This window comes from Streptomyces sp. 4N124, from assembly GCF_052245395.1.
In the GTDB taxonomy this organism is placed as follows: domain Bacteria; phylum Actinomycetota; class Actinomycetes; order Streptomycetales; family Streptomycetaceae; genus Streptomyces.
Genome location: NZ_JBQQBS010000086.1, coordinates 18453 through 29844, shown reverse-complemented (window position 1 = coordinate 29844; position 11392 = coordinate 18453). Strand labels below are relative to the sequence as shown.

At 70.2% G+C, this 11392-nt stretch carries 12 protein-coding genes; 7 read left to right on the top strand and 5 right to left on the bottom strand.

Features of this window, described 5'->3' with window-relative positions; translation table 11 throughout:
- Nucleotides 1-257: 257 nt before the first annotated feature.
- Both ACTWQO_RS44960 and ACTWQO_RS44955 read right to left on the bottom strand, forming a co-directional pair.
- Nucleotides 258-563, bottom strand: a complete 306-nt coding sequence (locus ACTWQO_RS44960; RefSeq protein ID WP_443243185.1) for a small hydrophobic protein — start codon at nucleotides 561-563, stop codon at nucleotides 258-260.
- A gap of 267 nt (nucleotides 564-830) precedes the next feature.
- Complete coding sequence (locus ACTWQO_RS44955) at nucleotides 831-2450, bottom strand: MFS transporter (RefSeq protein WP_443243184.1); 1620 nt, start codon at nucleotides 2448-2450, stop codon at nucleotides 831-833.
- Nucleotides 2451-2516: 66 nt separating this feature from the next.
- Between ACTWQO_RS44955 and ACTWQO_RS44950 the strand changes: the two genes are divergently transcribed.
- The 3 genes from ACTWQO_RS44950 (at nucleotide 2517) to ACTWQO_RS44940 (ending at nucleotide 5363) form a co-directional block, all read left to right on the top strand.
- Entirely contained in the window at nucleotides 2517-3143 is a 627-nt protein-coding gene (locus tag ACTWQO_RS44950; protein ID WP_443243183.1) for a TetR family transcriptional regulator, read from the top strand.
- A gap of 83 nt (nucleotides 3144-3226) precedes the next feature.
- Complete coding sequence (locus tag ACTWQO_RS44945) at nucleotides 3227-4444, top strand: alpha/beta hydrolase (RefSeq protein ID WP_443243182.1); 1218 nt, start codon at nucleotides 3227-3229, stop codon at nucleotides 4442-4444.
- Between the two features lie 58 nt (nucleotides 4445-4502).
- On the top strand, nucleotides 4503-5363 hold the full coding sequence (locus ACTWQO_RS44940) for a DUF4429 domain-containing protein (RefSeq protein WP_443243186.1): 861 nt from the start codon (nucleotides 4503-4505) through the stop codon (nucleotides 5361-5363).
- 100 nt (nucleotides 5364-5463) lie between these two features.
- Here ACTWQO_RS44940 and ACTWQO_RS44935 read toward each other — a convergent pair whose 3' ends face one another.
- Both ACTWQO_RS44935 and ACTWQO_RS44930 read right to left on the bottom strand, forming a co-directional pair.
- Nucleotides 5464-6486: an aldo/keto reductase gene (locus ACTWQO_RS44935; protein WP_443243181.1), complete on the bottom strand. Its 1023-nt coding sequence runs from the start codon at nucleotides 6484-6486 to the stop codon at nucleotides 5464-5466.
- Nucleotides 6483-6947 (bottom strand): MerR family transcriptional regulator, encoded by a 465-nt coding sequence (locus ACTWQO_RS44930; protein ID WP_210573932.1) that lies wholly within the window; start codon nucleotides 6945-6947, stop codon nucleotides 6483-6485. The genes ACTWQO_RS44935 and ACTWQO_RS44930 overlap by 4 nt, the downstream gene beginning before the upstream one ends.
- A 93-nt stretch (nucleotides 6948-7040) precedes the next feature.
- On the opposite strand from ACTWQO_RS44930, the gene ACTWQO_RS44925 reads away from it, so the two are divergent.
- Together ACTWQO_RS44925 and ACTWQO_RS44920 are read left to right on the top strand one after the other, a co-directional pair.
- Nucleotides 7041-7511: a GNAT family N-acetyltransferase gene (locus tag ACTWQO_RS44925; protein ID WP_443243180.1), complete on the top strand. Its 471-nt coding sequence runs from the start codon at nucleotides 7041-7043 to the stop codon at nucleotides 7509-7511.
- Nucleotides 7512-7529: 18 nt separating this feature from the next.
- Nucleotides 7530-8348 (top strand): serine hydrolase domain-containing protein, encoded by an 819-nt coding sequence (locus ACTWQO_RS44920; RefSeq protein ID WP_443243179.1) that lies wholly within the window; start codon nucleotides 7530-7532, stop codon nucleotides 8346-8348.
- A gap of 7 nt (nucleotides 8349-8355) precedes the next feature.
- Here the strand turns inward: ACTWQO_RS44920 and ACTWQO_RS44915 are convergent, their stop codons facing one another.
- A complete protein-coding gene (locus ACTWQO_RS44915) occupies nucleotides 8356-9018 on the bottom strand; it encodes a pirin family protein (RefSeq protein WP_443243178.1) in 663 nt (220 codons plus the stop codon).
- 89 nt (nucleotides 9019-9107) lie between these two features.
- Between ACTWQO_RS44915 and fasR the strand changes: the two genes are divergently transcribed.
- Nucleotides 9108-10313, top strand: coding sequence for a fatty acid biosynthesis transcriptional regulator FasR (gene fasR, locus ACTWQO_RS44910; protein WP_443243177.1), 1206 nt, complete (start codon nucleotides 9108-9110; stop codon nucleotides 10311-10313).
- Between the two features lie 89 nt (nucleotides 10314-10402).
- Nucleotides 10403-11380, top strand: coding sequence for an ACP S-malonyltransferase (locus ACTWQO_RS44905; RefSeq protein ID WP_443243176.1), 978 nt, complete (start codon nucleotides 10403-10405; stop codon nucleotides 11378-11380).
- Nucleotides 11381-11392 lie beyond the last annotated feature (12 nt).

Genomic DNA, 11392 nt, shown 5'->3' with positions numbered 1-11392 from the left:
GCACGGCGCGGTGGCTGAGGCGAGGGCGAGTCGCGCAGCCCGGCGCTTGCGGGGTGCCTCCCCCAGAGGGGGGACCCCCAGCGCCCACCCGTGCCGCCCCAGGCGGCACGCATGCCCGCAGCTTGGCGACCTACGTCGCCGCCTGCCGGGGTGGGCGCCGTCCTCGCGGCACGCATGCCCGCAGTTTGCGGCAAGCGTGCCGACCTAGGGGCGGGGGGAACTGCGCGACCAGCCCCCACCGGCCCGCGGGTTTGCGCTTAGAGGAGGCCCTGGCCTGGGGTTGTTGTGCCTGCTAGCCAGAGGATGGCCAGGAGGGTGTCGATCGTGCCGAGGACGAGGGCGATGAGGGCCGGGAGTGGGCGGGCTGTTGACCAGGTTCGGCCCATGGAGAGCCAGCCGCAGGCCATGGCCACGGGGCCAAGGATGATGCCCAGGGTGAAGAAGCCGGCGATGGCGCAGATCGCTCCGATGATGCCGAGGGTCGCGCGATCCGGCCCGGTCCGTGACCACGTCCGGCCACGTGAGCGGGGGTACCTGCGCGTTCCGTGTCCGAAGCCCGCCATGTCAACTCCCGGGGCCCGTCGATCGGTTCGGTCGGCGGGACGAGTACCCCGGGTGCCGTTCCTAATCCTGCGGGACTGCGGTGCGCCGCCCCCCTCCGGCAGCGCGCCGCAGTCCCGGTCGCCCTTCTCGTCGTACGAACTTGCCTCTGGAACATGCCGTACGAAGGACGTGACCACTGTGAACCGCGGCGCGTGCCGGGTGCGAGGAATCTTTAGCGTTGTCACCCTGATGGGCGAAATCGCCGCAGATTCCGCGGTGTTGAGCGCCTAGATGTGGGCCGCCCCCGCTCCCGCCTCCGCGTTCTCGCCCCGCTTGGTGAGGAACGCGACCAGCACGGCCACCGCGGCAACTCCCGCCGCCACCAAGGACGCCAGGCTCATGCCGGAGATGAAGGTGTCGTGGGCCACGTCGGTGATCTTCGCGGCGATCGCCTCCGGCGTGCCCTTGGCGATCGGGGCCATGCCGACCTGGACCGCTTCGGAGGCCTGGGCCTCCTGTGCCGGGGTGAGCTGCGGAAGGCCCGCGTCCGCCCAGTTGCCCGCGAGGTCGCTGTCGACCTTGGAGGCCATCACGGCGCCCAGCACGGCCGTACCGAGGCTGCCGCCGATCTGCATCGCGGCCTGCTGGAGGCCGCCCGCGACGCCGGAGAGCTCCATCGGGGCGTTGCCGACGATGACCTCGGTGGCGCCGACCATGACCGGCGCGAGGCCGAGGCCCAGGAGCGCGAACCAGAGGGACATCAGGCCGCTGCTCGTGTCCGTCTCCAGCGTGGACATGCCGTACATGGCGATGGCGGTGCACGCCATGCCGCCGGCCAGCGGCACGCGCGGGCCGAGCTTGGTGATCATCGCGCCCGCCAGCGGGGAGCCGATGATCATCATCCCGGTGAGCGGGAGCAGGTGCAGACCGGCGTCGATCGGGCCCATACCGTGCACGTTCTGCAAGTAGAACGTCACGAAGAACAGGCCGCCCATGAAGGCGATGGCCATCAGAACCATCAGGACCACGCCCGCGGACAGCGGGATCGAGCGGAACAGGGCCAGCGGGATCAGCGGTTCCTTGACCCTCTTCTCCCACAGCGCGAACAGCACGAAGCCCAGCACCGACGCCGCCACGAACAGCCAGGTCTTCCCCGCGCCCCAGCCCCACTCGGGCGCGTTGATCAGCGCCCAGACCAGGCAGAACATCGCGCCCGAGAGCAGGCCGATGCCGAGGATGTCGAAGGAGCGCGGCGCGTTCTCGGCACGGTGGTCGAGGAGGATCCACACGCCCAGGGCGACGGCCAGGATGCCGACGGGCACGTTGATGAAGAACACCGACTGCCAGTTGACGTGCTCGACGAGGACGCCGCCGAGGATCGGGCCGCCGGCGGTGGAGGCGCCGATGACCATGCCCCAGATGCCGATGGCCATGTTGAGCTTCTCGGCGGGGAAGGTGGCCCGGAGCAGGCCGAGCGCGGCCGGCATCAGCAGGGCGCCGAACAGGCCCTGCAGAACGCGGAAGGTGACGACGAGCCCGATGCTGCTGGACAGTCCGATGGCGCCGGACGCGGCGGCGAAGCCGACGACGCCGATCAGGAAGGTCTGCCGGTGGCCGAAGCGGTCACCGAGCTTGCCCGCGGTGATCAGGGCGACCGCGAGGGCGAGGAAGTAGCCGTTGGTGATCCACTGGACCTCGGCGAAGGTGGCGCCGAGGTCCTGCTGGATCGCCGGGTTGGCGATGGCCACGATGGTGCCGTCGAGGGCCACCATCATGACGCCGACGGCGACGGTTATGAGGGTGAACCACGGGTGGCCGCGCAGCCCCTTGACCGGGCTCGCGTCCGACGGGGCTTGTGGTGCTTTGTCCCCCGGCCCCGTCTTGTCGATGGTGGTCTGACTAGTCATGCGTTCGAGGCTAATGACAGCCACTGACAATTGACAAACCAATTCACAAGCCGGTAACTGACACACATGGAAACACTGCGCGAACGCAAGAAACAGCGCACCCGGGACGCGCTGCTACGCGCCGCGCTCGAACTGTTCACCACGCGCGGGTACGAGCAGACGACCGTCGACGACATCACCGAGGCCGTCGAGGTCTCGCAGCGCACCTTCTTCCGCTACTTCGCGAGCAAGGAGGAGGCCGCCTTCTTCGCCGCACGCCTCGCCGAGTCCCGCTTCGTCGACGCCATACGAGCCCGCCCGCCCCACGAGACTCCGCTGGAGGCGCTGCGCCGGGCCGTCCTGGAGAGCTGGGACACCATCGGCGAAGCCATCGAGGAAGTGGTGCCGCTCGAACTGCACATGCGTATCTACCGGATGATCGAATCGACGCCCTCCCTGCTCGCCGCCCATCTCCGGCGCTCGGCGGAGCTGGAGGAGGAGATCGCGCGCATCATCGCCGAGCGCGAGGGGCTCGACGTGGACGCCGATCCGCGACCGCGTCTCGTCGTGGCGGTCTTCGGCTCGGTCATCAGGGTCACGGAGCGGATGTGGTCCGAAGGGGACGACTTCAGCCTGACAGCGATGCGCGAGCTGACCGCCACCTACCTGGAACAACTGGGACCGGGGCTGATGGGGAACTGGCGAACGAACTGAGGTCATCGTCACGTAACCCCCAAACGTGATCCCCGTCACTTGGTTAACGCGAGACCGTCTCGTTCTCCTAGTGTGTCCTCCCAGTGACTTCCTTCGACACCTCTCCCCAATTGAACGTCTGGCGCGCACTGCTCGCGCTGGCCGTGGTGTTCGTGATGCTGGCGACCACGGGCTGGACCGCCCTGCGCCACCAGCGGACGTCCACCCCGCTCCAGGCCTCGGTCACCGCGTGGGAGCACGGCCGTATCAACGGTCACCGACTCCCCGACCCGGACGCCGGTCCCGCCCTGCTCACCCGCTTCTTCGCCACGCTCACCGCGGCGCAGCGCATCGACCTCGCGCAGCGCTACTCCCTCGCGGTCGGCAATATGAACGGCGCCCCGGTCGAGCTGCGCTACCGCGCCAACCGGATCGCCATCGACGAGGCACGCAAGGTCGAGCGAAAACGCATGCACGACGAACGCCTGACGCCAGACGGGCAGCAGGAGGCGGGTCGCCGTATGCACCGCCTCGAGTCGCTGATGCAGGCAGAGCGCAAGATCCTCGCCTTCGACCCCGCGGGCGGAGGGCGGGTCGCCGAGGTCTTCGGCAACCTGAACAAGGCCGAGCGCGTCTCCGTTGTCGTGCCCGGTGTCGACACGGACCTGCTCTCCTTCCAGAAGACGGGCCGCAAGTACACGGCGGCCGCCGGTATGGCCGAATCCCTCTACAACGCCGAGCGCGAGGCGAGCCCCTCGACGCGTACGGCCGTGATCGCCTGGGCCGACTACACCGCCCCCGCCGGTCTCGGCATCGACTCGGCCACCGCGACACGCGCCGCCGAGGGAGCCGTACGACTGAACTCACTGGTCAGGGCGCTGCCGGGACGCTCGGCCGTCTCGCTGTTCTGCCACAGCTACGGCTCCGTGGTGTGCGGGCTCGCCGCGCACACGCTGCCCGGCCGGGTGGCCGACATAGCGGTGGCCGGCAGCCCTGGCATGCGGGTCGCCAAGGCGTCCCATCTGCGCACCTCCGCTCATGTGTGGGCGATGCGGGACGCCGACGACTGGATCGAGGACGTGCCCTACCTGGAGCTCGGCGGGCTGGGGCACGGTGCCGACCCGATGTCCCGTGCGTTCGGGGCGCGGGTGCTGGGGGCACGGGACGCGAAGGGACACGGCGGCTATTTCGAGCCCGGTACGGAGAGTCTGCTGAACTTCGCCGAGATCGGCATTGGCGCGTACCGCTCGGTGCACTGCGCCGACGATGACGAAGGCTGCCGGGCGGGTTTGTCCGACAGCGCCACGGCCGGACGCGCGTAGAGGCGCAAGAAACTGCGGTTTGCGCGGGGAGGGGACGAAGGAGCTCGTGCCGCATACGATGAGCCGCATGGGTGACGTACTGGCCGGATTTCATGCCGCCTGGGAGTTCGAGTCCGACTCCGTGCTCATCCGTTACGAACGGGGGATTCGAACACCCAAGCTGTTCCAGGTGCTCGGCGAGCGGCGCGTGCCGCTCGCGGCTCTGCAAGGGGTGACGCTCACGCACGGCAAGCGCGGCACGGTGATCCTGCGGGCCGAGCCGCGGCCGGGCGCGGATCCGCTGCTGGAGGCCGCCGCCGGCCAGCTGAAGGAGGGCAGCGATCCCTACCGGCTGGTGTTGCCGGCCGACAAGGAGACGCTCGCCGAGTACTACGCCGACGAGCTGCGGGCCGCGCTGACCGAGAGCGGGCCGGCGGAACGGTATCTGGTGGCCGCGCCGGAAGCTCCGCGGGCCTTCAAGGCGTACGACGCGAAGGCGTCGTTCGATGGGCGTTCGGTGTCGTTCCGGTGGTTCTGGACCGGGGCGTCGTCCGCGAAGTGGAAGGCCGGGGATCAGACGTTCGCCGTCGGTGACCTGAGTGGGGTGGAGTGGCGGTCGCCGGAGGTCTTCGAGGGGTATCTGCGGTTGCTGCGGCGCGATGCGGCTGTGCCGCCGCCTGCGCAGGCCGATCAGGATCCGGGGGCTGTGGTGTTCGGGTTGGGGTACGGGCCCGTGCATGAGTCGTTGCCGTTTGCGGCGGCGGTCCTGGCGGCGGTTCGCTCCGCGGGGGTGGCGGCTGTCCCGGCGACGGCTGCGCCGCGCCGGGATCCTGCGGATATTGCCGAGCGGATCCGTCACCTCGGGGAACTGCATCAGGCGGGGCTGGTGACCGATGAGGAGTTCTCGCTCAAGAAGGCCGAGTTGTTGGCCGAGCTTTAGTGTCTGCCGGGTTCGGTTGTCGGGTGGCTGCGGGCCGTCCGTGGCTGGTCGCGCAGTTCCCCGCGCCCCTTTAGGTCGGCGCAGTCCCCCGCGTTGTTACTTACTCCCTGCCTGCCGATGTGAACGTCATGTCCGCGTACCGGTTGCCTGCCACCTTCCCGGCGATCGGGTCCAGCAACGCCAGGTCCTCCTCGCCCAGCGTGATCCTCGTCGCCGCCGTGTTCTCCTCCACCCGGCTCGGCTTGCGGGTGCCCGGGATCGGGACCGCGGGGAGGCCCTGCAGGGCTGCCTGTTGGTGGACCCAGGCGAGGGCGATCTGGCCGAGGGAGGCGCCGTGGGAGTCGGCGACTGCGCGGATCGAGTCCAGGAGCGCCACGTTGGCGGCCGCGTTGTCGCCGGTGTAGCGGGGCTGCTGGCGGCGGAAGTCGTCGGGCGTCAGGTCCTTGTCGGCTGCGGCGAAGGAGCCCGTGAGGAAGCCCCGGCCGAGCGGGGAGTACGGCACCAGCGCCACGCCCAGATCGCGGGCCGCGGGAATCACGTGCGCCTCGATGTCACGGCTGAACAGCGACCACTCGGACTGCACGGCCGTGATGGGGTGGACGGCGTGGGCGGTGCGCAGCTCGGCGGCCGTCACCTCGCTCAGGCCCAGGTGCTTGACCTTGCCCTCACGGACCAGTTCGGCCATGACGCCGACGGTCTCCTCGATGGGGACGTTCACGTCCCGGCGGTGCATGTAGTAGAGGTCGATGACGTCGACGTCCAGGCGCTTCAGGCTCGCCTCGACGGCCTGGCGGATGTACGGCGGATCGTTGCGGATGATGCGCCGCGTCGGGTCGTCCGGCGGGATCGACAGGGCGAACTTGGTGGCGATGACGATCTCGTCGCGGTGGGCCTTGAAGAAGGGGGACAGGAACTTCTCGTTCTCCCCGGCGCCGTACGCGTCCGCCGTGTCGTACAGGGTGACGCCCAGTTCCAGCGCCCGCTCCAGGGTGGCCCGGGACTCCTTCTCGTCCGTCGGACCGTAGGCGAAGCTCATACCCATGCAGCCGAGGCCCTGGACGCCGACCTCGGGGCCGCCGTGCTCGCCCAGTCGGGTCGTCGGGATCCTGGTGCTGTCGGTCATCGGGGCCTCTCCGACGCCAGGGCACGCCCGGCGTCCGCGTAGAAGTTGATCTTCCGGTCGAGTACGGCGAGGGTGTCGTTCAGCTCCGCGATCCGGGCGCGTACGTCCCGTCGGGTCGCCTCCAGGAGTTCGTACCGTTCGCCGTAGGTGTGGTCGCCCTCGCGCACCAGCTCGGCGTACCGCACCATGTCGGCGACCGGCATGCCGGTGAGCCGGAGCTTGCCGACGAGGTCGAGCCAGTCCAGGTCGCGGTTGCTGTAGCGGCGCTGGCCGGTGTGCGAGCGGTCGATGTGCGGCATCAGACCGATGCGCTCGTACCAGCGCAGGGTGTGTGCGGTCAGGCCGGTGAACGCGGCGACCTCGCTGATCGTGTAGCTGTCCTGGCCGTCCGGCCGCCGGTCGACATGCGGCGGGCCTGCGCAGGTGTCGGTCCTGGTACTCGTGGTGTCCATCACCGTCATGGCCTCAACGCTATGGCCTTGGAGTGCACTCCAGGCAAGCCGACCGTGAGAAATCGGCAAGACTCTGCGGGCTGTTGTGATTAGCGTGCGGTCATGAGTCTCGTACGCCGTGCCACTGCCGAGGACGCGGAGGAAGTGCTCCGTCTGCGTCAGGTCATGATCGATTCCGTGTTCTCTGCCGGGGCCGGCACGGACTGGCATGCGGAGTCGCTCCCCACCCTCCGGGACCGGCTCGCGGATGCCGACGGGGACTTCGTCGCGTTCGTCGTCGACCATCCGGAGCGGCCGGGGGCGCTGGCGGCCCTGGCGGTCGGGACGGTCGAGTACCGCATCGGAAAGCCCGGGAATCCGCACGGGCGGGTCGGGTACGTCTTCAGCGTCGCCACGGATCCGGACGCGCGGCGCCGCGGGTACTCGCGCGCGTGCATGGCGGAGCTGCTGGAGTGGCTCCGGGAGCGGGGCGTCGGGCAGGTGGATCTCACCGCCTCCGAGGACGCCGAGCCGCTGTACGCCTCGCTGGGCTTCGCGCGTACGAAGGACCCCTTCATGCGGCTCACATTCTGAGCGGCTTAGGCTCGACGCATGTCCCTGAAGAGCCTCGCGTTGATCGAGAACTGGCCGGTTTCCACCGCCGCGGCGGCCGTCGTACGAGCCGACGGCACCGTCCTCGGGTCCCACGGCCCGACCGGGCACCGGTTCCCCCTCGCCTCGGTCACCAAGCCGCTCGCCGCATACGCCGCCCTCGTCGCGTACGAGGAGGGCGCCATCGAACTCGACGAACCGGCCGGCCCGCCCGGCTCGACCGTCCGTCACCTCCTCGCCCACACCTCGGGGCTCGCCTTCGACGAACACCGCGTCACCTCCGCACCCGGCGAGCGGCGGCTGTACTCCAACGCGGGTTTCGAGCAGCTCGGCGACCACATCGCGAAGGCCACGGACATCTCCTTCGCCGAGTATCTGCGCCAGGCGGTGCTGGAGCCGCTGGGCATGACATCGACGACGCTGGAGGGCTCCCCGGCGAAGGACGGCGTCTCGACCGTCGACGACCTCACGCGCTTCGCCGCCGAGGTCCAGGCCCCCCGCCTCCTCGACCCCCGCACGGTCGCCGCGGCCATGACCGTCCAGTACCCGGGCACCAAGGGCGTCCTGCCGGGATACGGACACCACAACCCCAACGACTGGGGACTCGGCTTCGAGATCCGTGACTCCAAGTCCCCCCACTGGACCGGCGCTTCCTCCTCACCGCGCGCCTTCGGCCACTTCGGCCAGTCCGGTACGTTCCTCTGGATCGACCCGGACGCCCGGCTGGCCTGCGTCGCCCTCACGGACCGAGCCTTCGGCCCCTGGGCGGTCGAGGTGTGGCCGGCGTTCACGGACGCGGTACTCACCGAGGCCCGCTGAACTCCGCCTACTTCTCGGGCAGTTCCCACACCAGCACTTCGGCCGGTGCGGACACGGCGAGGAGTTCGAGGTCCTTCTCGCCCGTCGCCCGCACCGCGTCCCCCGGCCCCAGCTCATGCGGACCGAGCCGGACGGTGCCGCGCACCACATGCACGTACGTCAAAGGCGCATCCGGCACCGCGGTACGCTCCCCCGCCGACAACCGCCGCACATGCAGCATCGCCCCCGCCTCGGGAACGGCGTACGGCGTGGAGTCCGCGATGCCGCGCACGGTCTCGTAGGCGGGATCACCGCCCGGCTCCAGCGGTGCCAGCCACATCTGCACGAACGTGAGCGGCTCGGTACCGTCGTTCCGCTCGACATGACGCACCCCGGCCGCCGAACTGAGCCGCTGGACATCGCCGGGCCGGATCACCGTCTCATGCCCCTGCGAGTCACGGTGCGTGAGCTCCCCCTCGACAACCCAGGTCACCAGCTCGGTGTGGCTGTGCGGATGCTCGTCGAAACCGGCGCCGGGGGCGAGGCGCTCCTCATTGCACGCGATCACGGGACCGAAGCGAAGGTTGTCGGGGTCGTAGTGGGGCCCGAAGGAGAAGGCATGCCACGACTCGATCCCGGCAGCGGCCTCGCCTCCCCGGTAGCGGTCCGTCGCACGCCGTACGTCCATCACGCCCCCACCGTAGTCACCGCGAGGGAGCCGCAGAGGTCATTAAGCGCCCCCGTAGACGACCGAGCCATCCGATAAGGCAGTCTTGTCCCGTGCCCGAACCCGAATCCTCCAAGCCCCCCGCCGCAGCCCACGACGTCCATCCCCACCCCGCAACCCTCAAGCGGCTGGAGAAGTCGTCGGGAAGTCTCGCCGCGCAAGCCATCGCGCGCATGGACGAGACGCTGCCGTGGTACCGGGCCATGCCCCCGGAGAACCGTTCCTGGATCGGTCTGGTGGCCCAGGCGGGCATCGCCGCGTTCACCGAGTGGTTCCGGCACCCCGACGCCCCGCAGGCGATCTCCACCGACGTGTTCGGAACCGCGCCGCGCGAGCTGACCCGGGCCATCACCCTCCGCCAGACCGTCGAGATGGTGCGCACCACCATCGAGGTCATGGAGTCCGCCATCGACGAGGTGGCGGCCCCCGGCGACGAGAACGTGCTGCGAGAAGCCCTGCTCGTCTACGCCCGCGAGATCGCGTTCGCCACCGCCCAGGTCTACGCCCAGGCCGCCGAGGCACGCGGTGCCTGGGACGCGCGGCTTGAGTCCCTCGTCGTGAACGCGGTCCTCAGCGGGGAGGCCGACGAGGGCGCGGTATCACGCGCCGCCGCCCTCGGCTGGAACGCTCCCGAGCATGTGTGCGTGGTGTTGGGTACGGCGCCGGACGGTGACAGTGAGTTGACCGTGGAGGCGATCCGGCGGGCGGCCCGGCACGCCAAGCTGCAGGTGCTCACCGGGGTGCTCGGGAACCGCCTCGTGGTGATCGCGGGCGGCAGCGACAACCCCCTCGCGGTGGCCAAGTCGCTGATCGGGCCGTATGCCGCCGGGCCGGTGGTGGCGGGTCCCGTCGTACCGGATCTGCTGGCCGCGACCCGGTCCGCGCAGGCTGCCGCGGCCGGGCTGAAGGCGTGTTCTGCCTGGCAGGACGCCCCGCGGCCGGTGCTGGCCGACGATCTGCTGCCGGAGCGCGCGATGGCCGGCGACCCGAGCGCTCGCGAGCAGTTGGTGGAGGAGATCTACAGACCGCTGGAGGAAGCCGGGTCCGCGCTCCTGGAGACGCTCTCCGTCTATCTCGAACAGGCGAGCAGCCTCGAAGGCGCCGCGCGCATGCTGTTCGTCCATCCCAACACCGTGCGCTACCGGCTCCGACGTGTGACTGACGTCACCGGCTGGTCGCCATCAGATGTACGGTCGGCGTTCACGTTGCGGATCGCGCTGATCCTGGGGCGTCTGGCCGATGGAGATCAGCAGTCCTAGTCTTTTGTCGGGGGCCTACAAAACCCCTTCGCGTTCTTCGTCCCTGTCCCCACGGGCGGCCGTGGCCGTCCCCAAGAGAGAGTGTGAGAGTGCTCGTACTCGTCGCTCCCGGCCAAGGCGCCCAGACGCCCGGCTTCCTGACCCCCTGGCTCGAACTGCCCGGTGCCGCGGACCGCGTCGCCGCGTGGTCGGACGCCATCGGGCTGGACCTCGCCCACTACGGCACACAGGCCGACGCGGACGCGATCCGCGACACCGCCGTGGCCCAGCCGCTGCTGGTCGCGGCCGGAATCCTCTCCGCCGCGGCACTGGGTGCCAACCCATTTGCCTCCCCCACTCTCGGCTTCGCTCGAGCGGGAGGTACCCCCATCGCGGCGGGCTCGCCCGGCGCGGTCGCCGGTCACAGCGTCGGCGAGTTCACCGCCGCCTCCTTCGCGGGCATCCTCGACGACACCGCCGCGCTGGCCCTCGTACGCAAGCGGGGTCTGGCCATGGCCGACGCCGCCGCGGTCACCGAGACGGGTATGTCGGCGCTGCTCGGCGGCGACCCCGAGGTGTCGGTGGCGCATCTGGAGAAGCTGGGCCTGACCCCGGCGAACGTCAACGGCGCCGGTCAGATCGTCGCCGCGGGCACGCTGGAGCAGCTCGCCGCGCTCGCCGAGGACAAGCCCGAGGGCGTCCGCAAGGTGGTCGCGCTGAAGGTCGCCGGCGCCTTCCACACGCATCACATGGCTCCGGCGGTCGACGTGCTGGCCAAGGCCGCCGCGGACGTGACGCCCGCCGACCCCAAGGTCACCTACGTTTCGAACAAGGACGGCCAGGCCGTCGCGACCGGCGCCGAGGTGCTCGACCGCCTCGTCGGCCAGGTCGCCAACCCCGTCCGCTGGGACCTGTGCATGGAGACCTTCAAGGAACTGGGCGTCACCGCCCTCCTGGAGGTCTGCCCCGGCGGTACGCTCACCGGCCTCGCCAAGCGCGCGCTCCCCGGCGTCAAGACGCTGGCCCTGAAGACCCCCGACGACCTCGACGCGGCCCGCGAGCTCATCGCCGAGCACGCCGACGCCTGACGCCTAAGGAGC

What these genes read in the sequence shown, in the direction of transcription:
- ACTWQO_RS44920 (WP_443243179.1), top strand. Translation starts at nt 7,530, where the DNA reads ATGTCCCTGAAGAGCCTCGCGTTGATCGAGAACTGGCCGGTTTCCACC.
- ACTWQO_RS44950 (WP_443243183.1), top strand. Translation starts at nt 2,517, where the DNA reads ATGGAAACACTGCGCGAACGCAAGAAACAGCGCACCCGGGACGCGCTG.
- ACTWQO_RS44935 (WP_443243181.1), bottom strand. Translation starts at nt 6,486, where the DNA reads ATGACCGACAGCACCAGGATCCCGACGACCCGACTGGGCGAGCACGGC.
- ACTWQO_RS44925 (WP_443243180.1), top strand. Translation starts at nt 7,041, where the DNA reads ATGAGTCTCGTACGCCGTGCCACTGCCGAGGACGCGGAGGAAGTGCTC.
- ACTWQO_RS44940 (WP_443243186.1), top strand. Translation starts at nt 4,503, where the DNA reads ATGAGCCGCATGGGTGACGTACTGGCCGGATTTCATGCCGCCTGGGAG.
- ACTWQO_RS44960 (WP_443243185.1), bottom strand. Translation starts at nt 563, where the DNA reads ATGGCGGGCTTCGGACACGGAACGCGCAGGTACCCCCGCTCACGTGGC.
- ACTWQO_RS44955 (WP_443243184.1), bottom strand. Translation starts at nt 2,450, where the DNA reads ATGACTAGTCAGACCACCATCGACAAGACGGGGCCGGGGGACAAAGCA.
- ACTWQO_RS44930 (WP_210573932.1), bottom strand. Translation starts at nt 6,947, where the DNA reads ATGACGGTGATGGACACCACGAGTACCAGGACCGACACCTGCGCAGGC.